This is a genomic window from Nannocystis sp. RBIL2 (genome assembly GCF_026626745.1).
Classification (GTDB): Bacteria; Myxococcota_A; Polyangia; order Nannocystales; family Nannocystaceae; genus Nannocystis.
Genome location: NZ_JAPNJW010000001.1, coordinates 3,588,907 through 3,612,440, shown reverse-complemented (window position 1 = coordinate 3,612,440; position 23,534 = coordinate 3,588,907). Strand labels below are relative to the sequence as shown.

Genomic DNA, 23,534 nt, shown 5'->3' with positions numbered 1-23,534 from the left:
AACTTGAAGACATGTGCGTTCGGACTTGTCCTCTCGAGCATGTTCGTACAGACAGGTTGTGCCGGTGGGCAAGGCGGGGGCGGCAGCGCTGGTGGTGGTGGCGGGGCCGGCGGCGTCCTGGCCGACGGCGCGACCACGGCCCCCCGGGTGCGCGGGATCTCCATCGCGGTCGAGGACGTGCGGCTGTCGAGCGCCGGGGTCCCGCGCTACGGCACGCCGGTCCAGCAGACGCTGAACGCCGCCGAGGCGGCGCTGGTGGAGGCGATGAACGGCGCCGGCCTGCGCCACGACGCCGGGCTGTCGCGAGCGGCGCGCGAGCTGGCCCGCACCGCGCCCGACCGCACCAACGTGCCGGGGGCGCTGATCACCGGCATCACCTCGTGGGTCGGGCTGTACGACCCGCCGCCGCGGCTGGCGATCTCCGAGCTGCCGCGCGACGGGGCGCCGTGCGGCGAGCAGGTCGGCGCGAGCTGCCGCGAGGCGATCGCTATGCTGGCGAAGGCGGCGCGCGAGTCGGTGCGGCAGCTGACGCGCGGAGGGGTGTACTTCGGGGCCGGGGTGTCGACGCTGCCGGACGGGACGATGCGCCTGGTGGTGGCGCTGACCGAGCGCGGGGCGGCGATCGAGCCGATGGCCAAGGCGCTGCCGGCCAACGGGCGCGCGGAGATCCGCGGGCGCCTGCTCGGCAAGCGGCAGAACCCGTCGTTCGAGGTGTTCGACCCGCAGGGCCGGTGGACGCCGATCCCCGCCAAGATCTCGCGCGGCGAGTTCGTCGGTCAGTTCTCGTGCGAGCACGGGCGCGGGGCCTATCAGATCGAGGTCCTGGCCGAAGGGACATACGGGCCGGAGGTCGTCGCCAACTTCCCGCTGTACTGCGGCGAGGACCCGCCGGGCGCGCTGCGCATCGAGGTCGAGCGGATGGACGCGAGCGTCGACGCGGCCGAGATCGCCCGCGCCAACTTCGCGGCGCTCAACGACACGCGCGCGCGCCAGGGGCTGCCGCTGCTGCAGTGGGACAACCAGGCGGCGGCGATCTCCCAGGCGCACAGCGAGGACATGCTGCGCAGCGGGTTCGTCGGCCACACCTCGCCGTCGACCGGCGACGTCGACGACCGCTTCAATCGCGCCGGCGTGAAGTCGGCGGTGGTGCGCGAGAACGTGGCCCGCGGCTACGGGCCGTGGGCGATCCACCAGGGGCTGATGCAGAGCCCCGGGCACCGCGTGAACATCCTCGCCACCGACGTGACCCACGTCGGCATCGGCGTGGTCATCGCCCCGCCCGAGACCGAGGCCAAGGACGCGCCGCGACCGATCTTGCTGACGCAGAACTACTACTCGAAGGTCGGCGCCGACGCGCCGACGTCCGACATGCCGAAGGCCCTGCGCGACCGCGTCGACGCCCTGCGCAAACAGAAGGGCCTGGCCGCGATCGGCTGGCACCGCGGGCTGTCGGAGGCGGCGCAGGTGTTCGCCGACGGCATCGCCACCGGCGACGAGGGCCGCGCGACCAAGCAATACGACGCGCTGCTCGAGAAGCACCGGTTCGCCCGCGTCGAGACCCACCGCGTGCTGGCGCCGAGCTTCGCCTCGCTCGACGGCGTCCAGCTGTGGTCGGAGGCGGTCGCGGGCGCGGTCGGGGTCGGGATCGCCAAGGTCGCCAAGGGCAAGGACGTGGGCTCGCTGGTCGTCATCATCGCCGTGGGAGCGGCGCGCTGAGTGCTGCTGCGGTTCTTCATCTACGGGGTGATCGGCTGGGCGGCGGAGATCGTATGGACCGCCGCGTACGAGCTCGTCACCGGCACCCGCAAGGATCCGCTCGACCCACGCGTGCGCGTCAGGATGACGCCGCCCGAGCGGTGGAAGCTGGCGGGGCACACCTATCTGTGGATGTTCCCGCTGTACGGAATGGGCGGTCTGGCCTTCGAGCCATGTCATGAGTGGATTCGCCACTGGCCATGGCCGATCCGCGGCGCGCTGTGGGCCGCGGGTATCTTCGCCGTCGAGTACGCGTTCGGCCGTCTGCTGCGCGCCGTGTCGGGCCGCTGTCCGTGGGACTACAGCTACGCGCGCTGGCACGTCCACGGGCTGGTGCGGCTCGATTATGCGCCGGTGTGGTTCGCGTTCGGGCTGTTCCTCGAGCGGCTCCACGACGCGCTGCTCCGCCTCCGCGCCTGAGTCGTCGCCGAAGAACATCGCTCAGGGCCGGCGGCGGCGCCGCCGATTGACCCGCGTGGCGGGCCGCGGCATGCTGATCCCGTGAGCCTCGCCCTCGCGCCCCGAATCGATGCCGCCTTCGCCGGTGGTTATCGCTATTACGGCGCGCGGGCGTAGCACCTCGTCGCGCCACGAGGGGCCGCCCGCGGAGGGCAGGCCCCTTTGTCGTGCGGATCGGCCTGCCGCGGGAGTCCCCCCAAACCCCAGCAGGTCAGCATGTTCCACGTCCAGCTCGATCCCGAACACCCCGGCTTCCACGACCGCTCGTACCGCGCCCGGCGCGACGACATCGCCCGGATCGCCGACCGCTACGCGGGCGACGGCGCCATCCCCGACGCGCCGTACACCGCCGCCGAGCACGCGGTGTGGCGGACCGTGACGACCGCCCTGGCGCCGCTGCACCGCCGCTTCGCCGCCCGCGAGGTGCAGGCGATGTTGGGGCGGTTCCCGCTGCCGACCGGGCACATCCCGCAGCTCGCCGGGGTGTCGTCGCGCCTGCGCGCGGCCTCGGGGATCCGTCTGCGCCCGGTGGCGGGGCTGATCGCGGCCCGCGAATTCCTGGCGGCGCTGGCGGCCGACACGTTCCTTTCGACGCAGTACATCCGCCACGCCAGCCGCCCGTGGTACACGCCCGAGCCCGACGTGATCCACGAGTTGGTCGGCCACGCGGCGACGCTCGCCGACCCACGCGTGGCCGCGCTGAACCGCCGCTTCGGCCGCGCGGCCCTCCGCGCCAGCGAGGCGGCGCTGCCGGCCATCGAGCGCGTCTACTGGTTCACGCTCGAGTTCGGCCTGGTCCGCGAAGCGGGCGAGGTGCGAGCGTTCGGCGCCGGGCTGCTGTCGTCGGTCGAGGAGCTCGAGCGCGCGGTGCTGCACACGGAGCACCGCGCGTTCGACCTCGACGCGATCGCGGCGACCGAGTACTCGCCCGCCGACCTGCAGCCACGGCTGTTCGTGGCCCATGGCGTGGAGGACATGTTTAATAAAACATCCGCGTGGCTGGACGGCTTCGCCGGGTGAGCGGCGGGCGGCTCCGGGCGGAATGCGAGGCGGCGCACAGCCGCCGGAGCGCGCCGCCCGGATCACGCAAATCTTCGCGGTCCATTCGCGAGGATTGTTTAAATGGTGAACCCGACGATCCTGCGGACATTCGACCGACGGACAATGGCCGATCTGGGTCCGCGAAGACGCCCTCGAAGAGCGGGGGAGCCGCCGGGTTGCGCGCCCACGAGAGCGGCCCGGGACGACGGTCCAGGCTGATCGGCGCGCCCGTCGCCGGGGCCGGGCGCGCCTCGTCGGCGGCTCGAACTCGCTGTCAGTTTAGCGACGCCACGCAGCGTCATTCCGCAGGGCGACCGCGCTCGAGCTGCGACGCTCGGTGTGATGGCCGACGGCCGGTGATGCGATAGAACCTGGCCTGCGAGACATGCTGCCACCCCCCACGAGTGGCAGCGGCCGAGAATGCGTCGCGCCTCACAGCGACGGGGAGGAGCGACCCGAAGCATGAGAAGGCACGCGGGACGCTCGCGAAGCGGCGCGTAGCGACGCGGTGCGACACGACCGCAGGCGTCGGTTCCCCCGTGCTCTCCATCATCGCGCCGGCGGCCTCCGGTACAACCTGAGCCATGGTTGTTCGGGTCGAGCGAGCCCGCGAATGGACGGGGGCAGCGATCGACGATTCGGTGCTAGCGAACGAGAGGATTGGCCTGACATGACCTGGTCTGGGCGATACGCGAGAGTTGCATGGACCCATTCCACGGGCGAGGGGGGCGTGGGCGCTCCTGCGGTCCTTTGTCCGATCGCGAAAGCACCGAGTCGCGGGCCCGAGGGCAGGTCGAGTCTGACCATGACATCCGGAGAACACGGGCGCTCCTCGGCGGTCGTGCTCTGGTCGGGCTCGCGCTCCGCTTGCTCGCTCCGACGCGGCCGCAGCGGCAGTCGGACGATGTTCGGGGCGAGTGACAGCGTTCACTGTACAATCGTGGGAGTGCAGCTAGATCCCCGGCAGGAGAGATCACAGCACCGGAGCCCGCAAGCCCGCGCGGGCGGGGGCGCCGGAATTGAACGGGTGGCTGGGAATCGTCTCGGTGATGCGTGAGCGCCGAAAGAGCGGTGGCTTATAGGCCGAACGAGCAAGTCGGTCCGATGAGCGACAGACCGGGGACCCATTCGCCAGGCGCGCTTGCCGGGCGCTGGTGGAGGCAGACAGACAGGATTCGTTCGTGCGTGGCCAGCCGGCTGGGTCGGGTGACTGCGTGCGCGAAAGGGACGACGGACCATTCCGCCGTTCCGAGCGGACCTACCATTTGTGAACAGAAGGAGGAGTGATCATGAAATTACACAACCAAACCTGGGCATACATCATGGCGGGGCGTTCGAGCGTGGCGGTCGTCGCCGGCGTCGGGGCGCTGTTGAGAGTCGGTTCTGCGTGGGCGCAGGTGCCTCCGCCGATCAACGGTCCATCGACGGAGAACGTCGCCTGCATGCAGGAGGTGTTCACGTCGGAGGTCGGCGGCGGCACCCTGAACTGCACGGCCAACGACGTCAGATCTCGGAGGCGACGTCGGTCTTTCCGAGCACCTGCGTCGCTGGCACGAGGTTCGACCTCACGGCGACGTTCGAGACGGTCGTGACCGCCAACTCGCGCTACGACGTGGGCTTCTGGTTCAATACTGAGGGCGGCGACAGCGCCCGAGGCAGCGGGGGTCTGGACGAGTGCTCGATCAGCGCGCTCACGCCTGCACTCAGCCCCTCGACGAACCTCGACGGCGACGCGTGCGGTGACCTCAACGCCGGCACATACGCCTTGACGTTCACCATCGAGGATGTCCTCTGCGAGGCGGCCGAGGGCACCAACGAGCTGCGGCTGCCGAACTGCACCAGCTGGCACAACAAGGCCGGCACGGTCTGCAGTCCCAACACGAGCGTGTTCGAGTTCTTCCCCGACACGAAGTCCAAGTGCGTGTGCGACGACACCTTCACGGTCCCCGTCGAGGTCGTGAGCCTCGGGGTCGTGAAGACCACGACGACGCCAACGCTCGTAGAGCCGGGTGGGACGGCGACCTATGAGGTCAGGATCGAGAATACGTCGGACGTGAACGTGGAGATCGTCAGCATCATCGACGCTCCTTTCGGCGACGTCGGCGCCGGCAATCCCCCGGGCGTTTCCGCCAATACCTGTCCTTCTTTGATCGGCGTGGTGCTCGAGCCCGACGACCCGCCCGCCATTTGCACGTTCTCCGCGCAGATCGAGAATGGGGCGCCCGGGGTCCAGTTCGAGGACGTGGTCACGGCTTGCGTGGCTCCGGAAGGCGGTGGGGAGGCGATCTGTGACAGTGACACGGCGGTCGTCCTGATCACCGATGCCGCCGTTCCACCGACTCTGACCAAGACCGCCGTGTCGACTCAGAACTGTCAGATCCAGGTGGATGCGGTCTACACCGTCTCGGTGAGGAACAACTCCACGCTCGATTCCATGCAGTTGCAGGCGCTCGTGGACGATCAGTTCGGCAACATCGCCACCCCCGGGACGCTCGGGCCCCGAGTCGTGAGCACGACCTGTTCGGTCCCGCAAACCATCGCTGCGAATGCCACGTACAACTGCTCCTTCACGGGGCGGATCACGAGTAATCAGTGCGACTTCACCCACATCGACAGGGTGACGGGCACCGTGAGGGACGATGACGGGGTCATCAGCTCCCCGTTCGATACGGCCGAGGTGACCGTGGTGACGACTCCGTAGAGCCCGGCGCTGTCCGATAGGGCCGCAGCTGGCTTCGCGTCGGTCAATCCGGCCGGCGCGGAGTTCATTGTTGCCTCTCTGCAAAGGCTAGCGACCCGATTGCGTGTCCTTGCGAGGATGGGCTCGTCTGGTTGTCTTGCGTCGATCAGAAATGTTTCTGTCGACGCGTCGTGAGGTGCGTTCACGGACGCCGGCGACGGCAGGCGACGAGAACGAGCAGGCCGAGCGGCGCCAGGCCGGCGCCGGAGGTCTTCGTGTCGCAGGCGATCGCGGTGGTGAAGATGGCAGCCGCCGGCGGCGCCGCGTCGAGGTCGCCGTCGTGCACGCGGAACACTCCGCGGCGCGGCGTCCAGTCGTTGAGGACCCGGCTCGTAGGTGTAGCCGGCCACCACATAGGCGACGCTTGCGGCGACGAGGACCGCTCGCGGTCCGGGCTCGACTGCTAGTCGCACTTTCCGGGGCCGATGATCCCGTTGTTGTACTGGTCGAGGATCTTCGCCAAAGCGACGATCTGCGCCTTCGTCAGGGGCTGCCCGTTGAAGTAGTCCTCGGCCTGTTGGAGCGCCGTGTCGACCTCGCTCGGCGTGCTGGCGCCGCTCTCGATGTTGAGGATCGCGGCGATGTACTGATGGGCGAGGATGTAGAACGGGTCGCCTGCAGGCGGCGTCCACATGACCTCGTACCAGGTCTGGCCGCTGTCGAAGAAGTCCTCGTCGGCCCCCTCGGACACCCCGTCGCCATCGACGTCGCCCAGATCGAACCAGGTCGCGTCCTCCGGTGCCGGCCCGTGGTGGGAGTGCGTCTTCCAGTACCCCTGCGTGAGGGTGCAACCGGCGTCGCAGGGGAAGTCGATGTAGACGACGTGGCTGTCACAACCCGTCGTGCCGGTGTCGTTCGTCTCGAAGCACGCCGTGTTCGTGAACTCGTGCGGGCCACAGACGTAGTAGGGTCCGACCTTCAACGAGTACTCGAACGTCTTCGGCGCATCGGCGGCGCACACCGTGCCGAGGATGCCGAACTGGTCGTCCGCGACCTCGACGCATTCGTCCTTCTCGGCCGTGGGCCCGTAGAACGTCACAGGCGCCGTGCCGACACCGCCTCCGACAGGCCCGTACGTCGTGACCGTCGCGGTGTTGGTGCGATCGGCGCCATCCGGAAGGTCCGCCGTATACGTGCAGAGCAGATCCTGCCCGGGCTCCAGCATGTACGGGAAGGCGACGCCGCAGTCGACGTCCGCGACGATGCCGGGAGAGATCACGTCCGTGACGCTCGTGATGGTCGCGGCGACGTAGGCCGGGTTGTGGATCGTGATCGTCCCCGAGACCGCCCAGTACGAATCCTTCGCCGTGGCACCGACCGTGACGTCGTAATTGACGACGTGGGACTCCCAGGGGTCCAGGTTCAGGGCGTTCTTGTCGCCGACCTTCTCGATGGTCCAGGTCCACGCGCGCTTGAAGGTGGTCTCGGCTGTTTTCGTCACCTTCAGGCTGACGTCGCCCCAGACGTGCGCGGGCTCGAGGGGCGCAGCATACGCGGTCGGGGCTCCGACGACTCCCGCTGCGGCCAGAGTCGTGAGTAGCAAGAACGAACTTTTCATGAAGAGCCTCATTGCCACTAACTATTGCCCCGTCGCTGAATCCGACAAGTGATCCTGGTGACCACCTTGAATTGGGATGTGCGCAGTGGGGAGTCAATGGCGAGGATGCGAATCAGCGCACAGTCATCGAGATGCACCGACCCGAACATGAGAACGACCGCGGGTCGTTTGCGAGGCATTTTTGGGGGGAATTCGAGCCGGCCGGGAGCGGGGCGCGTTCGCTCTCGTCGGCGGCACGGCCGGCGAATCGCGCCCGGGCGGCGTCGCCTGGCTGCGCGCCGCGAGAGCGGCCCGGGACGCGGAGCGGGGCCGCTGCTCGACGGCGCTATCCTCGGTGACATCACCCCGGAGCACGGCGACGCGCTCGATTCGGCCCGCCCAGACGAACGCCCGAATGGCGACCTGACTGCTCGCTCGTCGGTCGACGCGTGCGACATCAACCATACGAATATGGGGACTGCAGAGCAGGAGGCCGCGATATCGCGCGGTCAGCCCCCGGCTGATTCGGCGACTGCGCTCGTCCGAACGCCGGGGGCGAGACGCAACGATGAGCGCAAAGCGCCGCGAGTGGCTTCAATCGCGGCGGCGACGGCAGGCGACGAGGACGAGCAGACCGAGCGGCGCCAGCCCGGCTCCGCGGTCGGAGCTGCAGGCGCAACCGTCAGCCGGGTCGTCGGGCGTCTGGCCAGAGGACTCGGGCTCGCTCGTCTTGCCGCAATCCGGCAGGTCGTCGGCGGCCGGGTTGTCGCGGCAGAAGTCGAAGTCGTTCGGCTCGTCGCCGCCGCTGCCGGTCACGCCGGTCTGCTTGCGCATCAGCACCGTGCCCGGCGTGGGCATGTGGGCGACGGTGGTGCGGCCCTCCGGGTCCTCGACGACCAGGCGCACGTGCAGGCGGACGTCGGCGTGGGCGTCGTCGAGCACGAGCTCGATGTCGAAGTCGGTCGACTCGACCGGCGAGACCGGGACGAGCGTCTGCCAGTCGAGCTCGAGCCGGGGCTCGTCGGGCATCGCGGCGTACTCGAGCCGCCAGGTCGAGCCGGCCATCGCGTCGACGCACGCGGTCAGGCGCACCGGGTCGCCGTACCACACGTCGACCGCGGTGGTGAAGATGGCAGCCGCCGGCGGCGCCGCGTCGAGGTCGCCGTCGTGGACGCGGAACACCCCGCGGCGCGGCGTCCAGTCGTTGAGGACCGGCTCGTAGGTGTAGCCGGCCACCACGTAGGCGCCGGGCGCGAGCGCGGAGGTGTCCCAGTCGACGCCCGGTCGCGCCGCCTCGCAGGTGATCGGCCGGCGCTCCGCGGCGCCGGTGATCGGCCACCAGCAGTCGGTGAAGTACGGGCTGTCCTCGACGACTTGCCCCGGCTTCAGCTCCGCCGGGTCGAAGTAGCCGGAGTCGATGTTGGCCTGGACGTCGGCCAGGCTCAGCCAGTGCGGGATCGACTCCGGCGGCGCGTCGCGGCAGAAGGCCACGAACTGGTGCGTGCGGCTGTCGGCCGGCTCGTCGGGCGTGAGGCAGATGTCGATCGAGGGGATCGTGTAGTCGAGGTGGACGACCGGGTCGACGCTGCGGTCGACCCGGGTCAGGCACGCCTCGCCCCGGTGCTGGACGGGCGTGCGCGGCAGGCCGACGTTGCCCGCCGAGGCGGCCTTCGACCACGCCAGCGCCGCGAGCAGCGCCGCCTTCGGCGCTGCCCGGACGAGGATGTCCCGAAGGACAGGCATCACTCGAGGCCGACGACGCGGATCCGGTGATTGTGCGTGTCGGCGATGTAGAGGAGGTCGTCCTCCCACTCGACGCCGTAGGGACGGTCGAGCAGGGCCGCCGCCGCCCGCCCGCCGTCGCCGCCGTAGCCGGGGTTGCCGCACTGGCCGGCGACGGTGGTGATGACGCCCTTGGTGTCGACCTTGCGCACGCAGGAGTTGTCGGTGTCGGCGATGTAGAGGTTGCCCGCGGGGTCGAGGTCGATGTCGCTGGGGCGCGACAGCGAGGCCTTGAGCGCAGGGCCGCCGTCGCCGCCGAAGGTCGGGTCGCCGTTGCCGGCGTAGGTGCTGATCACGCCCGACGGGTCGATCTTGCGGATCCGGTTGTTGCCGGAGTCGGCGAGGAAGATGTTGCCGGCGCCGTCGATCGCCAGGCGCCCGGCCGGCGGCGCCGACTGCCCGCCCGGCAGCTTGATCTGGGCCGCCGCGGCCGGACCGTCGTCGCCGCTGAAGCCGGCCATGCCGGTGCCGAGGAAGGTTTCGATCTTCTTGTCGACCCCGACCTTGCGGATCCGCTGGTTCGCCTGGTCCGTGATGTACATGTTGCCGGCGGCGTCGAACGCCGTGGCCACCGGCAGGTCGAGGATCGCGTCCTTGGCCGGGCCGCCGTCGCCGCCGTAGCTGCGCATGCCGTTGCCGCAGATCGTCGTCAGCGTGCCCGCCTTGGTGTCAAACTCGATGATCTTCGAGTTGTGCCAGGCCGAGATGATGAGCTTGCCGTCGGGCGAGTTGCTCAGGTGGGTCGGGTGATTGAGGTTGGTCTTCAGCGCGTCGCCGTCGGGCGCGTCGCCGAGCTCGCCGGTGCCGACCACGCGCGTCACCTTGTCGTCGGCCTCGACGACGATGATGCGGTGGTTGTTCCAGTCGAGCACGTAGGGCCGACCGTCAGCCGCGAAGGTGAGGTCCTGCGGGAGGTAGAGCTCGGTGTCCTCGCGGTCGAGGCCGTCGTCGCCGAGGCCGGCCTCGCCGGTGCCGAGGTAGTTGCAGATCTTGCCGGGGCCGGGCTGGCAGCGCTCGTGGCCGCGGTCGCAGGCGGGGCTCGCCGCGAAGGTCAGGGCCGCGAGCGAGAGCAGGGTGGCGGAGGTCTTGATGGACATGGCTTTAAGTTCCTGTACTTAAGTTACTTGCCGAGGACCACGGTGCGGACGCGGTGGTTGTGGCTGTCGCTGATGTAGAGGGTGCCGTCGGCGTCGAACGCGACGCCGGTCGGGCGGTTGAGGGCGGCGTCGACTGCGGGCCCCCGGTCGCCGCTGAACTCGGCGCGGCCGTTGCCGGCCACGGTGGTGATGACCCCCGACTCGACGTCGAGGGCGCGGACGCGGTGGTTGAGCTCGTCGGCGATGTAGAGCCGGCCGTCAGGGCCGATCTCGATGTCGCGCGGGTTGTTGAGCTTGGCCGCGGAACCGGGGCCGTCGTCGCCGCCGTAGCCGGCCTCGCCGGTGCCCGCCACCGTCTCGATGGTGTCGGCGGCGAAGTCGATGCGGCGGATCGCGTGGTTGAGGGTGTCGGCGACGTAGAGGCGGCCCTTGGCGTCGAGCGCCAGGGTGCCGGCGGGCGGCGGGTTGCTGCCGGGCGGGAAGTGGAACTTGGCGTCCATCGGCGCGCCGCCGTCCCCGCCGAAGCCCATCTCGCCGGAGCCGGCGACGGTGCTGAGCATCGAACCATCGGCCGAGAGCAGGCGGATCCGCTGGTTGCGCTGGTCGAGCAGGTAGAGGTTGCCGTCGCCGTCGAGCACGCCGCCCGACGGCTGGTTGAGCCGCGCGTCGGGGTTGTCGATTCGCCCGCCGTCGCCCGCGTAGCCGGCCCCGCGCCCGCAGATCACGTAGGCCTTCCCGGTCTTCGGGTCGTAGCGGCGGATCTTGTGGTTGTGCCACGAGACCAGCAGCAGCGTGCCGCTCGCCTCCTCGAGCATCTGCGTCGGATGGTTGAGGTTGATGTTGGTGCCGGCCGTACCCGGCTGCATCAGGTCGGACAGGTCGAACGGGCCGTCGCCGACGAAGTCGGTGCCCAGGACGGTCTTCAGCGTGCCTTCCTCGGTCAGGAGGCGGACCTGGTGGTTGTTCCAGTCGAGGATGTAGAACTCGCCGCCCTTGGTGATCGTGACGTCGATCGGCCAGTACAGGCGGGCCTCCGACAGCGGCTCGTCGTCGCCGTTGAAGCCGGCCTCGCCGTCGCCGGCCCAGGTGCAGATCGTGCCGGCGGTGGTCGGGCAGGGCGGGGGGCCGTCGCTGTCACATGCGGACGCGAGGGCGATGACTGCGAAGAGCGAGAGGAGCGGTTGGCTGCGTGTCATCTGGGGGTACCGATGCTTTGTGCTAAGGGCTGGTTTAAGCGTTCACTGCGGGAGCGGGGCGCCGTAATGGGTGAGCAGTCCGTCGCTCAGGTTGCCGGTGTAGATCCGGCCCCCCACCGCCCAAATCTCGTCGGCGGGATCGACGTAGACGGCATGGTACTCCAGCGGCGTGGTCGGAGCAGCCTCGATCGCGGTCCAAACACCGTCATCCCCGCGCTCCCAGACCGCACCCTCGAGCCCGACCGCGACCGTGGCGGATTCGCTCGCGTAGACCCCCGCGAGCTGCGGAACCTCGCCCTTCGGCGTGACGTCGCGGGCGCCGTCGTCGCGGAGCTCGACGATGTAGCCCGAGACCGCACCCCCGACGGCGAACACGTCGCCGCCGGCCCCGTGAACGGTGAACAGCGGTCGGTCGGACGGGAGCTCGATGCGGCTCCAGGTGCCGCCCTTGTAATGGAGGACGACCCCGCCGTAGCCGACGAACCACAGGTCGTCGGCACGCGATCCCCAGACCTTGAAACAGGCGAAGCCTTCCGTCAGCTCGGGGGTGAGGTCCGTCGGCGCAGCCCAGGCGGCGCCGTCATAGCGCCAGATCACGCCGGCGGTGTTCTGCTCGTTGCTGCCGCACGCCCACACGTCGTCCTCGGCCAGCGGGAACACCCCGTAGAGGCGCTCGGGAGACGGGGCCGTCCATGACTCGAAGGACATGTCCTCTCGGTCATATCGGAGGATCCGCCCGCCGTCGCCCGCCATCCACACGCCGTCGCCCCGGCCGCTGACCCACCAGAGGTGCCCGGGGCTGCCGGCGTCGAGCTCCGTCCAGGTCTTGCCGTTCCAGTGCTTGACTGCCGGGCCGTCGCCGGCGTCGGCGCCGACGACCCAGACGTCATCGAAGCTGCTGCCCCATACGCTCATCAGCGCCCCGGGCAGGCCCTTCTCGACGATCTCCCAGGTGCCCTCCTCGGGCGAAGGGTGCGGACAGGCGGACAACGAAATAAGACAGGCGAAGGCGGCGCGACGCATGGCGCGACGGTAGCACACCGGCGCGACCGGCGGTCGCAAGCCCGCGCGCCGCCGACCCCGACGCGACTTTTGTGGCATGGTCGCGCGATGCAACGGCTCACGAGCTCGGTCCAGATCACGCTGCGGCTGTTCGTGGTGGCCCGCTGGGTGATGCTCGGGCTCATCGCGCTCGGCTGGACGCTGCAGGCGGTCCGGCCGACGCTGTTCCGCCAGATCGTGTCGTGGTTCCCGCCGCCGCCGGAGCCGATCGGGACCAGCATCGTCGTCGTGCTGATGGCGGTGGCCAACCTTTGGGTGTCGCGGCGCGTGCTGGCTCGCGGGCGGGCGACGATGTCCCTCGCGGGCACCCACCTGCTGCTCGACACCGCGGCGCTGACGGCCCTGCTGGCGCTGTCGGGCGGGGTCTCGAACGCGTTCACGAGCATGTACTTCGTGCCGATGACGCTGGCGATCCAGCTGTCGCCGGGCTGGGCGTGGGCGATCGGCGGGGCGTGCCTGCTCGGGTTCGCCAGCCTGTTCGTGCTCGGCCCGGCGCCGGTCGGCCCGCCCGGCCACGAGGAGCACTTCCTCGGCCACATCCGCGGCATGTGGGTGGCCTTCGGCATCTCGGCCGCGTTCGTGATCTACTTCGTGCACCGGATCGCGCTGTCGCTGGCGCGTCAGCGCGCCGAGCTCGAGCGGCTGCGCATGACGGCCCAGCAGGATCGCCAGCTGGCCGCGCTCGGGACCCTCGCGGCCGGCGCGGCCCACGAGCTCGGCTCGCCCCTGGCGACCATCGGCGTGCTGGTGGCCGACCTGCCGGTGATGGAGGCGCGCGAGCAGACCGAGGCGATGCAGACGATCCGCCACGAGCTGGCTCGCTGCAAGCACATCCTGCAGCAGATGTCGTCGCCCGAGCTGCGCGTCGGCAGCCTGGCGGCGTCGGCCGAGGCGTGGCCGCTGGCGGAGCTGGGCGAGGCGCTGCGCTCGTTCGGCAACGAGGTGACGATCGAGCTGTCGGCGGCCGGAGCGGCGGCGACGACGACGCAGCCGCAAGAAGTGGTGCTGCAGATCGTGCGCGCGGTGGGCACGAACGCGGTCGACGCCTGCCGCGCCAAGCCGGGCAGCGCCGGGGTGCGCGTGACGATCGACGTGGCGGCGGACCACGCGCTGCTGCGAGTGCGCGACGACGGGGTCGGCATGCCGCCGGAGGCGGTGGCGGCCGCGTTCGACCCTTTCTTCTCGACCAAGCCGGAGGGCAAGGGGATGGGTCTGGGGCTGTTCCTGGCGCGAGCCCACCTGCGCAAGCTCGGCGGGACGATCGAGCTCGAGTCGCAGCATGGCCGCGGGACCACGACGACCGTCCGCTTCCCGCTGCGCGAAGCCTTGCGCGAGGGTGCGACCGACGGTCGCGGCGGTTGAGGCCGCACGCCCGCAGACTTGCCGCGACGTCAGCGGCGCGGGATGCTTGCGGCGGAGGAGCGCGGGATGCCGGAGGCAGAGGACAGCCACAGCACGGTGCTCGTGGTCGACGACGACAAGCCGTTCTGCGCCGCCCTGGCGGGTTCGCTGCGCCGCCGCGGCTGCGCGGCGATCGTCGCCCATAACTTCGACGACGCCATGGCCGAGGCGGAGGCCTGGGCGCCGGACCGGGCGGTGGTCGACCTGCGCATGCCGGGCCGCGGTGGCCTCGAGCTGGTGGCGGCGCTGCGCAAGCTCGACCCGACCATGGCGATCGTGGTGCTGACGGGCTTCGGCAGCATCGCCTCGGCGATCGAGGCGATCAAGCTGGGGGCGACGTACTACCTGACCAAGCCGGCCGAGCCCGACGAGATCCTGCGGGCGTTCGAGCGCGTGGAGCCGACGATCGTCGAACCGCCGAGCCCGCACGCGGCCAAGCCGCTCGACGAGCTCGAGTGGGAGCACCTCCAGCAGGTGCTCACCGACTGCAACGGCAACGTGTCGGAGGCCGCGCGCCGGCTGGGGATGCACCGCCGCAGCCTGCAGCGCAAGCTGGCCCGCGGGCGGCCGTCGCACGAGCCGCCCGAAGCGCCGTGAGCGCGGCGGGGCGGTTCGCGCTATAGTCGCCGGGTGCCGCGCCTGTTCATCGGGATCGATCTGCCACCCGGCGTCGACGACCACCTCGAATGATGTGTTACGGCCTGCCCGAAGCCCGCTGGGAGGGCGCCGACAAGTTCCACCTGACGCTGCGCTTCATCGGCGAGGTCGACGGCCGGGTCCACCGCGAGATCGTCGACGCGCTGCAGGAGCTCGACAGCCCGTCGTTCCTGCTCGGCCTCAAGGGGATGGGGATGTTCCCGCCGCGCGGCCTGCCGACGTCGGTGTGGGCCGGGCTCGTCGACACGGCCCCGCTGCTGGCCCTGCGCCAGAAGGTCGACGCCTGCCTGCGCAAGGTCCCCGACGTGCCTCCCGACCCGCGCAAGTTCATCCCGCACGTGACGATCGCCCGCACCGGCGACTGCGAGCTCGACGACGTGATGGTCTACCTCACGGAACACTCGCTGATGCGCACCGAGCTGTTCCCGGTCGAGCGCGTGCTGCTGTTCTCGAGCACGAAGACGCACCACGGCTCGGCCTACCGCATCGAGGCCGCGTTCCCGTTGCGACCTGTCTGAAGGGCCATGTCCTCGCCGCGCCCGCCCATCCCCTGGCCGGCCGTGCTGCGGCGCCTGGTGGTCGCGGCGGCCTCGCTGGCGCTGGTGGCGACGCTGGTGTTCGCGACCTTCGAGTGGCTGGCCGACCCGGCCGCGCTGCGCCTCGGCCGCGGCGCCAGCCCGGAGGCGCGCGAGGCAATGCGCGCGGCGATGGGGCTCGACCGGTCCGTCGGGACACGTCTTTTGGAACATGTCGCAAGAGCCATCACGTTCGACTTCGGCCCGAGCCAGGCGCGCGGCGAGCCGGCCGGGACGCTGATGCTGCAGGCGCTGGGCCCGACTCTGGCCTACGCGCTGCCCGGCTGGCTGCTCGGGACCGCGGCGGCGGTGCTGGGAGGACTGGCGGCGGCGAGGCGGCGCGGGGTCGACCGCGCGCTGTCCGGGCTGTCGATGGCGGTGATCAGCACGTCCAGCGTGATCGTGGTGGTGCTCGCGCAGCACGTGCTGGCGCACCGCCTCGGCTGGTTCCCGGTGCTCGGCTGGCCGCTCGCCGGCGCCGGCGCGAGCCCGCTGGTGTACGTGATGCTGCCGGCGCTGGTGTGGGCGCTGCTGCAGTGGGGGCCCGACGTGCGCCACTACCGGGCGGTGTTCGAGCGCGAGCTGGCGGTGCCGCACCTCGACGGCCTGCGCGCGCGGGGCGTGCCGGAACGGCGGGCCTTGCGGCACGCGCTGCGGGCCGCGGTCGGGCCGATTGTGGCGCGCGTCGGCCAGCGGCTCTCGCACGTGGTCGTGGGCAGCGTGGTGATCGAGGAACTGTTCAACATCCCCGGGCTCGGCGCGCTGCTGGTCGCGGCCATCCACGAGGCCGACGCGGCGCTGGTGCAGGCGATCGCGGTGGCCACGGCGGCGGTGACGCTCGCCGGCCAGGCGCTGTGCGACGGGGTGGTGTGGCTGGTCGACCCGCGGGTGCGGCGGAGGGACGTGGCGTGAGGTGGAGGACGGCGGGCGAGATGCGGCGCTGCGTATGTCCTCAGGGACATGTCGTGGAGATCTCGGCGCGGGGGCTTTCGGTGGGCGTCGCATGTTGATGTTCTCCGGGACATGTTTAGAAGGACGTGTCGTTGTCGGCGGAGGCGGCGCGTGACGCGAGCGCTGGGGCGTGCGGGTCGGCTGGCGCTGCTCGGGATCGGCGGATTCGTGGTGCTCGCGCTCGGAGCGGCCGTGGGGCTGTGGGCCCAGGCGTGGGACGTTCCGGTCGGGCGGCCTTACATGTCCCCCGGGACAGGTGCATGGCTTGGCACCGACGCGCTCGGCTACGACCTGTTCGCCCAGGCGGTCCAGGGGGCGCGGGTGTCCCTGGTCGCGGGGGTCGGCGGAGCGGCGGGCACAGTGGCGGTCGGCGGGGCGCTGGGAGCCTGGGCGGGGCTGCGCGGCGGGTGGACCGACCGGCTGCTGTCGGGGGCCACGGACGCGTTCGCGGCGGTCCCCTCGGTGGTCGCGCTGCTGGCGATGGCCCTGGCTCTCGGGCCAGGTGTGTCGACGGTGGTGGTGGCGATCGCGGCGACCCAGTGGACGGGGGTGTTCCGGGCCGCTCGCGCGGAGGCTCAGCGGCTGCGCGCTGCCGACTACTACCGCGCGGCCCAGGCGATGGGCGCGGGTACGCTGCACCAGATCGGCTGGCACTTGGTCCCGGCGCTCCGGCCGGTGCTGCTGTCGGCGCTGGTGGTGCTGTTCGCCCACGCGGTCAAGGTCGAAGCGCTGCTGGCGTACCTCGGCGCGAGCGCGCCCGAGCTGCCCAGCTGGGGGAAGCTGCTGGCGCGCAGCGGCAGCGAGCTGGCGCGCGGAGTGTGGTGGCCGACGCTGGCCGCGAGCGCGCCGCTGGCCCTGCTGGTGCTGTGCGCCCAGGTGCTCGCGGACCGCTCGGGTCGGCGCAGCGAGTGAGACGGGGTCGTCAAAGGATTTTGGTGGAGCTGGTCTTCGGGCCATGTGAGGCGACTTGTCGCGGGGTGAGGCGCGTGCGACGTCGGGGCGATCGAGGGTCGCAGGTGGGCCGGCGTCGAGGTCAACGACGGCTGGCCTCGGGGCTGCGCGGCGCCGACCCGGCCGAGGTGCTCGCGGTGCTGCGCGGTTCTGTGGTGACGGGCGAGGCGGGCGAGGCTGCGCGCTGGCTGCGTCCGCGCGCGAGGGTGACGCCGTAGCGAACCGCCGCCACGCCGTGATAGTGGAGAGCGGACGTCATGAGCGCGCTGTTCCGCCGATTCTTCGACCGTCTGCCCGTGCGCACGATCCCGAGTGACGGTCAGCTGCATTTGCTCAGCGACGCGGAGCTCGCAGCGGTCCGGCGCACCCATCGCGTCGCCGTGGCCAGCGCGGCGGTGATGAGCGTGGTCGGCTTCCTGCTGTACTTCATGCCGGTCTACAGCGCTCCCGAGCTGTTCCCCTCGGTCACGATGTCGCTGTTCGGCAGCGACCTCGCGGTGCCGTGGGCGGAGACGCTGTGGGGCCTGCTCCTCATGGTGATCGAGATCTACGCGCTGGTGCTGCTCAACCTGTGGGGCGTCCACGAGATCGCCGCGGCGACCGGGTTGCTCGGCCCGCACAACAAGGCCGAGGTCGCGGGCACGCTCATCGACATCGGCCTCGAAAACAAGCACCGCGGGCTCCTCAAGTACGGCATCGATCCGTTCCTCGGCGTCAATCCGACGCTGCTCTTCCTGGTCAACCTGCTGTTGCGCCTGAAGGGCTGGCTCGGCAGCAAGATCCTCCGTTACGCGGTGCAGCGGCTGCTCGGGCGCTTCGCCGTGCGCGAGGTGCTCGACTTCGCGGGGATGCCGATCTACATGGCCATCAACGCCTGGAGCACGCATTCGGTGCTGCACGAGGCCAAGGTGATCATCATGGGCCAGAAGCTGATCGAGCACCTGTGCGTGCGCCTGCCCGCCGATCTGGCGCAGAGCCCGGAGGACAGGGCGCTGCTTTACGACACGTTCCGCTTCATCGCCGTCAGCAAGCGCGACTTCCATCAGAATCACTTCGCGCTGACGAAGGCGCTCATCGAGCGCTACGCGATCGCCGTCGAGCCGAATCAGGGCTCGCTCGAGGACTACCTGGCGCGGCTGGCCACGGCGCCGGAGCGGCTGCGTCGCGCGGCGGTGCTGCTGATCGTCATCGGGTTCCTGCTCGACGGCCAGATCTCGTGGCGTGAGCGGCGACGGATCCGCGAGCTCGCGGAGCGCGGCGTGTTCCGCTTCACCGCGGCTGAAGTCCGCGCGATGTGCCGCGACTTCGTGCGCGGGGCCGGGATCGAGGCGCTGCTGACGCGTCAACTGGCGCCGACGTGAGTCTGCATCAGCGGAGACGGTCGACAGCCCCGGACCGGGTTGGCAAGCTGCTGCGCGATGCCGACCGTATTCGAGGATTTCGTCGCCGTCCCGGGGGTCTGCGAGGTCGTGTATACGCCGCCGCGGGCGGGCGCGCCGACGCTGTTGGTCGAGCTGCCGCACGGGGCCACGCGTACCGCCGATTACGAGGCCACGCGCGTGCGCCTCACGGGGACGCTGCCCGATAACCTCGAGGCGTTCTTCTATGTCAATACCGACATCGGCACGCCCGAATCGGCGCAGTGGCTCGGCGAGGCGCTGGCAGCCGAGGGCTACGGTACGTTGATTCTGCGCTGCCTGGTGCCCCGGACCTTCATCGATTGCAACCGCGTGGTGCTCGGGGCGCCGGCAGGAGCGGTGGTCGACGGGTTGACGCCGGCGTTCGCGGCGTACATCGAGGAAGCGGCCGACCAGGCGCTGCTCGCCGAGATGCACGCCAGCTATCACGCGCTCACCGAGCGGGCCTATCGCCGCCTGTGCGGGGCTGGCGGGCTGGCGTTGCAGCTGCATTCGTACGCGCCGCGGTCGGTCGGTATCGACCGCATCGACGGCCAGATCGTGACGGCGCTGCGCCGCGCATACGAGGCGGCGGTCTACGAGACCTGGCCCGAGCGCCCTGCGGTCGACCTGATCTGCGCCGACGGCGAGGGCACGATGTGGTCGTCGCCGGAGTTGGTCGGAGCGGTGCGGGCGGCCTTCGCGGCCATCAACGTCGACGCGCGCGAGAACGAGACGTACAAGCTCCACCCCGCGACCATGGGATATCAGTACGCGCGGGCCTATCCCGGCCAGGTGCTGTGTGTCGAGCTGAATCGCGGGCTGCTGGCCGAGCCGTTCGTGCCGTTCGGCGAGTCGCCGATCAGCCCCGCGAACGTCGAGCGCATGACGCGTCCGCTCGCCGTGGCGCTGTCGCAAGCGCTGGCCCGGCAGGTCCGCTGACCCCGGCGCGGGGTCGCCCGGCGCCTGGTGCAGGGGGCTGCTCGCGGCGAGACAGCCGGCCGCGAATGTGCGACGGTCGAAGGGATGCAGCGCCGCTATCCTGAGGAAACGAGCCCCGGCCGCCGCCTGTTGCGAGCGGCGGTGCTGTTGTCGTCGACCGGCCTGGCCGCGGTCCTGATCTTGCGGGCAGGCGGCATGACGGGCTGTGACGGGCCCGCCTCGCCGCCGCCACATCAACCGGCGAGCCCGGCGCAGCCCCCGGCTTCCGATGCCACCAAGACGGCGCCCGCACCTCAAGCCGCGCCGCCCGCCGTGCAGGCCGCGAATGCCCCTACTCCGGCACCGCAGCCGGGGACGGCGCCCGCGGAGAACAAGGCGGCCAACAGCCCCGAGCCGAGGAACCTCGAGGTCGGCAAGAATTACTTCCCCGCCTCGAAGGCGGGGCCGGCGATCCACCCCGAGCCGTTTGTCGAGCCGGCGCGGGAGCCCGCGGTGCAGCAGCAGGCACCGCAGCCGCAGCAGGTGGCGCCGCAGTGATCGACCTGCTCCTGGCGACGGTCGCCAGCGCGGCCGTGTTGGCGGCGATCTACGGGCCGCTGGAACGAATGTTCCCCGCTCGCCCGGAGCAGGCGGTGCTGCGGCGGGAACTGGCGATCGACGCGGCGTTTTTCCTCGGCCAGTACCTGGTGTTCTCGGCGGTCGCGGTGACTGTCCTGACGTGGATGGATTACGCGCTCGCCGGCGTGTGGCCCATGTCCCTTCGGACATGGTCGATGGGACTTCCGATGTGGGCCCAGATCGTCCTGGCATTGGTGCTCGGCGATCTGTTGACCTACTGGTTTCACCGCGCCTGCCACTCCTGGGGCCCGCTGTGGCGGTTCCACGCCGTGCATCACAGCTCCGAGGATCTCGATTGGCTGGCGGCGCACCGCGAGCACCCGGTCGACGGTGTCCTGACCCAGCTGTGCGTGAATCTGCCGGGCATCGCGCTCGGTCTGCCGTTTGCGGCGCTCGGCGGACTGGCGATGTTTCGCGGTCTTTGGGCGATCCTGATCCACGCGAACGTGCGGCTGCCGCTCGGGCCGCTCGGACTCGTGCTCGGGGCGCCGGAACTGCACCACTGGCATCACGCGCGTCTCGATCGGACCCGGCACAACTTCGCCAACCTGGCGCCCTATCTCGACCTGCTCTTCGGGACATATCATCGCCCTCGTGGGCCGGAGACCTACCCGCTCGGCCTGACCGAGCCGTGGCCGCGCCGTTATCTGGCGCAGCTCGTGCGGCCGTTCCGGCGCGGTTAGGGGCGAGGTCCTGGCGCGAAGCGTCGGGCATGGCGATCCTCAGAACACACGCACCCGGCGACACGCCAGGCGAAAGCCCTCGCCCGTCATTCCGGCGGCGCGAGCCGCCGCGATCTTGGTGCGGTGGGCGCAGAGTTGGTGGCGGAAGTAGAGCGTCTCGAAGCCGGCGACTGCCTCGTCGTGGGTGCTGTGCATGAGCGCGGCCACCCGGGCGAGGTTCGGGTCGAGGTCGCGACCGAGGCCGAGGTCGGCGCGCTCGATCACCGCGCCCCCCGTGGCCAACCGGGCGCGCTCGACCACGAATTCGAGCTCGCGCACGTTGCCCGGCCACGAGTACTCGCGCATGGCGGCGACGGCCTCGGCGGACAGCGTGCGGCTGCGGCCGTCGACGCTGAGCCGAGTCAGGAGCCGCTCGGCGAGGAGGACGACGTCGCGGCCGCGCTCGCGCAGCGGCGCGAGCACCACGTGAAAGCCGCTCAGGCGCGCGTGAAGGTCGTGGTCGAACAGGCCGGCCGCGGCCAGGCGTTGCAGGTCGCGCCGGGACGTGGCCAGCAGTCGCACTGGTATCGAGGCGAGGGCGCGATCGAGGGCCGTCTGGATGGCCAGCGGGAGCTCGTCGATGGCCTGCAAGAGCAACGTGCCGCCGCTGGCCTCGGCCAGGCGACCCCGACGCGTCGGAGTGCCGAACAGCTCGGCGTCGATCTGCTCGCGCGCGATCCGGCGCAAGTCGACGACGACGAAGGCGGTGTCCCGGTCGGGACCCATGAGGTGGAGACTGCGGGCGGCGAGCGCCTTTCCCGTCCCGGCTTCGCCCGAGAACAACCCGTGACAGCGGCCCGGACGGGCCATCAGCTCGGCCAGGCGGTGGAACGTCAGCCGCATCGTCGGGCTGTGGCCGTCGAGGTCTCCGAAGCGACAGAAGGGCGGGAGGGGAATATCGGAGAGCTCGATGGTTACCAGCTCGAGGCGAGTGCCGCCGATACAAAAACCTGTCCCGGGGACCAGCCAAGCCTCTCGCACTCGCATATCGCCGACGAGCACCCCGGTGGCGCTGTCGAGGTCGCGGACAATGAGCGCCCCCCGCTGTGCGGCGAGCTCGAAGTGCATGTCACTGACCCGGGGATCGCGGAGTGCGAGGTCGCACAGCTCGCTGCGGCCCCCACGGAGCGGAGGACCCGCGACTTCGAGATCGAAGGTGAAAAGGCGGCCGGTGTCGGGTCCGGCGGCGACGCGGAGCACGACGCGGTGGACGACGCGCTCGGAAGTCTGAAGGGACATGTCCTGAAGGACGAGCGCGGAATTCATGGCGGCAGCGAGGTCGCGGACGGATGGGGTCGGGGCAGGACAGTGCTCGGTCATGCGCAGGGGCTCCTGGTTGCCGCGGCCTCTGCAGATCGCTTGCCAACCCGCAAACGGCCGCTGTGGCGGGTTTGGGCGTTCGATTCGGAGGAGGCCCAACGCGGGTTGGGCAGCGCCGGCGGGGACCACCCACTGGAGTTGGGGGATGACATGGCTTCAAAGACAGGTGAGTGCGAGGCCGCCGGCGAGGGCGGCCATGAGGACAGTCGCGGCGACGGCATGGGCTCGGCGAGGGCGACTCGCCAGCACCCCTGGGGGTGATGCAGCCGGCTCGGAGCTCGTCGGCTGGCATGGCTGGAGGGGTTCGTCGGCGGCCAGGATGGTACGGACCCGGGCGGCGCTGTGCGGGCGTCGCGTCGGGTTCTTGTCGAGGAGCTGAAGGAGCAGGCTGTCGGCTCGATAAGGCAAGCTGGCGACGACGCTGGAAGGCGCGGGCGGGCGGCGCGACAATTGCTGCCGGAACACCTCACGCGGTGGCCCCTCGAACGGCAAGCGACCGGTGACGAGCTCGAACAGGACGAGACCGAGGCCATGAAGATCGGTGCGTTCATCGGGCGCCTCACCCCGCAGCTGCTCCGGAGCCAGGTGCCCGGCGTCCGCGAGCAGGACGGAAGAATCGTTCGAATCGGTGAGGACCCGGATCCCGAAGTCGGTGAGCCAGACGTGCTCCCGGTCGATGAAGATGTTGGTGAGTTTGACTGCGCCGTGGATCACGCCGGCCTCATGAGCGACCGCGAGGGCGCCGGCGACCGCCTGGCCGAGCGTGCGTGCCTCTTTCCATGCGAGCGGGCCGGTTCGCAGGAGCCTGCGGAGCAGGCTCTCGCCGGGCAGCAGATCCATGACCACGAAGGGATGGATTGGGTCGGAAACGACTTCGTAGCGCCGAGCGCCGCTCACGAGCGGTGAGGATGCGATCGCCGCCAGGCGAGCCAATCCTGACGGGGTGCAGCGGCCCGGGTCGAGCAGCTTGATGGCGACATCGCACGAATGGAGCTCGTCGCGAGCGCGGTAGACGTGGCCCGAAGGACCGGAGCCGAGATACGATTGCAGGCGAAAGCCCGGCAACGCGGGGAGAGGCGCGAGCATGGGGCACTCCTGTGACGGTCGAGCGCGAACCATGCGGTGAAGCTAATCGAGTCCGTTATGCAGTGCCACGATTTAATCGATGCAATTTTATTTGGGGATGGACTACTGTGATTGCGTGGCCCCAACTGAATTTGGTGAGGATGCAAGAATTGCCGCGCTGGTTCGGAGCAGGCGTGGCGATATGCTGAAGGCTTGTTCCAGGGAATTCACAGCTCCGTGCATGCGACGCGGAACGGGGGCGCGAG

Annotated in this window: 21 protein-coding genes; 13 read left to right on the top strand and 8 right to left on the bottom strand. The window is 70.4% G+C overall.

The features are described from left to right. The first annotated feature begins 39 nt into the window (after positions 1–39). From OV090_RS14150 to OV090_RS14135, 4 genes are all read left to right on the top strand, one after another. Positions 40–1,716, top strand: a complete 1,677-nt coding sequence (locus tag OV090_RS14150; RefSeq protein ID WP_267704153.1) for a CAP domain-containing protein — start codon at positions 40–42, stop codon at positions 1,714–1,716. Continuing rightward, entirely contained in the window at positions 1,717–2,175 is a 459-nt protein-coding gene (locus tag OV090_RS14145) for a hypothetical protein (RefSeq protein ID WP_267704152.1), read from the top strand. Positions 2,176–2,430: 255 nt separating this feature from the next. After that, positions 2,431–3,234, top strand: coding sequence for a hypothetical protein (locus OV090_RS14140; RefSeq protein ID WP_267704151.1), 804 nt, complete (start codon positions 2,431–2,433; stop codon positions 3,232–3,234). Between the two features lie 1,408 nt (positions 3,235–4,642). Beyond that, positions 4,643–5,956: a hypothetical protein gene (locus OV090_RS14135; protein WP_267704150.1), complete on the top strand. Its 1,314-nt coding sequence runs from the start codon at positions 4,643–4,645 to the stop codon at positions 5,954–5,956. Positions 5,957–6,137: 181 nt separating this feature from the next. Here OV090_RS14135 and OV090_RS14130 read toward each other — a convergent pair whose 3' ends face one another. The 6 genes from OV090_RS14130 to OV090_RS14105 form a co-directional block, all read right to left on the bottom strand. Further along, a complete protein-coding gene (locus OV090_RS14130; RefSeq protein WP_267704149.1) occupies positions 6,138–6,281 on the bottom strand; it encodes an MYXO-CTERM sorting domain-containing protein in 144 nt (47 codons plus the stop codon). A 117-nt stretch (positions 6,282–6,398) separates the two neighbouring features. Further along, positions 6,399–7,553: a hypothetical protein gene (locus OV090_RS14125; RefSeq protein ID WP_267704148.1), complete on the bottom strand. Its 1,155-nt coding sequence runs from the start codon at positions 7,551–7,553 to the stop codon at positions 6,399–6,401. Between the two features lie 573 nt (positions 7,554–8,126). After that, complete coding sequence (locus OV090_RS14120; protein ID WP_267704147.1) at positions 8,127–9,275, bottom strand: hypothetical protein; 1,149 nt, start codon at positions 9,273–9,275, stop codon at positions 8,127–8,129. Further along, positions 9,275–10,411: a hypothetical protein gene (locus OV090_RS14115; protein ID WP_267704146.1), complete on the bottom strand. Its 1,137-nt coding sequence runs from the start codon at positions 10,409–10,411 to the stop codon at positions 9,275–9,277. Before OV090_RS14115 ends, OV090_RS14120 begins: the two co-directional genes overlap by 1 nt. Before the next feature lie 23 nt (positions 10,412–10,434). Further along, positions 10,435–11,607, bottom strand: coding sequence for an SMP-30/gluconolactonase/LRE family protein (locus OV090_RS14110; protein WP_267704145.1), 1,173 nt, complete (start codon positions 11,605–11,607; stop codon positions 10,435–10,437). Between the two features lie 42 nt (positions 11,608–11,649). Continuing rightward, the gene (locus OV090_RS14105; protein WP_267704144.1) at positions 11,650–12,630 is read right to left on the bottom strand and encodes a hypothetical protein; all 981 of its coding nucleotides are present in this window, start codon (positions 12,628–12,630) and stop codon (positions 11,650–11,652) included. An 87-nt stretch (positions 12,631–12,717) separates the two neighbouring features. Between OV090_RS14105 and OV090_RS14100 the strand changes: the two genes are divergently transcribed. The 9 genes from OV090_RS14100 (at position 12,718) to OV090_RS14060 (ending at position 20,844) form a co-directional block, all read left to right on the top strand. Beyond that, positions 12,718–14,031, top strand: coding sequence for a HAMP domain-containing sensor histidine kinase (locus OV090_RS14100; RefSeq protein WP_267704143.1), 1,314 nt, complete (start codon positions 12,718–12,720; stop codon positions 14,029–14,031). A gap of 66 nt (positions 14,032–14,097) precedes the next feature. Next, complete coding sequence (locus OV090_RS14095) at positions 14,098–14,667, top strand: response regulator (protein ID WP_267704142.1); 570 nt, start codon at positions 14,098–14,100, stop codon at positions 14,665–14,667. A gap of 89 nt (positions 14,668–14,756) precedes the next feature. Then, entirely contained in the window at positions 14,757–15,245 is a 489-nt protein-coding gene (thpR, locus tag OV090_RS14090) for an RNA 2',3'-cyclic phosphodiesterase (protein ID WP_267704141.1), read from the top strand. Between the two features lie 6 nt (positions 15,246–15,251). Continuing rightward, complete coding sequence (locus OV090_RS14085) at positions 15,252–16,214, top strand: ABC transporter permease (protein ID WP_267704140.1); 963 nt, start codon at positions 15,252–15,254, stop codon at positions 16,212–16,214. 150 nt (positions 16,215–16,364) lie between these two features. Further along, complete coding sequence (locus OV090_RS14080; RefSeq protein ID WP_267704139.1) at positions 16,365–17,165, top strand: ABC transporter permease; 801 nt, start codon at positions 16,365–16,367, stop codon at positions 17,163–17,165. A 296-nt stretch (positions 17,166–17,461) separates the two neighbouring features. Then, on the top strand, positions 17,462–18,565 hold the full coding sequence (locus tag OV090_RS14075) for a hypothetical protein (protein ID WP_267704138.1): 1,104 nt from the start codon (positions 17,462–17,464) through the stop codon (positions 18,563–18,565). A gap of 57 nt (positions 18,566–18,622) precedes the next feature. Next, positions 18,623–19,543, top strand: coding sequence for an N-formylglutamate amidohydrolase (locus OV090_RS14070; RefSeq protein ID WP_267704137.1), 921 nt, complete (start codon positions 18,623–18,625; stop codon positions 19,541–19,543). 84 nt (positions 19,544–19,627) lie between these two features. Then, a complete protein-coding gene (locus OV090_RS14065; protein ID WP_267704136.1) occupies positions 19,628–20,080 on the top strand; it encodes a hypothetical protein in 453 nt (150 codons plus the stop codon). Continuing rightward, on the top strand, positions 20,077–20,844 hold the full coding sequence (locus OV090_RS14060; RefSeq protein ID WP_267704135.1) for a sterol desaturase family protein: 768 nt from the start codon (positions 20,077–20,079) through the stop codon (positions 20,842–20,844). The genes OV090_RS14065 and OV090_RS14060 overlap by 4 nt, the downstream gene beginning before the upstream one ends. A 39-nt stretch (positions 20,845–20,883) precedes the next feature. Here the strand turns inward: OV090_RS14060 and OV090_RS14055 are convergent, their stop codons facing one another. Both OV090_RS14055 and OV090_RS14050 read right to left on the bottom strand, forming a co-directional pair. After that, positions 20,884–22,149 (bottom strand): sigma 54-interacting transcriptional regulator, encoded by a 1,266-nt coding sequence (locus tag OV090_RS14055; RefSeq protein ID WP_267704134.1) that lies wholly within the window; start codon positions 22,147–22,149, stop codon positions 20,884–20,886. A gap of 210 nt (positions 22,150–22,359) precedes the next feature. Continuing rightward, positions 22,360–23,289, bottom strand: coding sequence for a serine/threonine-protein kinase (locus tag OV090_RS14050; RefSeq protein ID WP_267704133.1), 930 nt, complete (start codon positions 23,287–23,289; stop codon positions 22,360–22,362). Positions 23,290–23,534 lie beyond the last annotated feature (245 nt).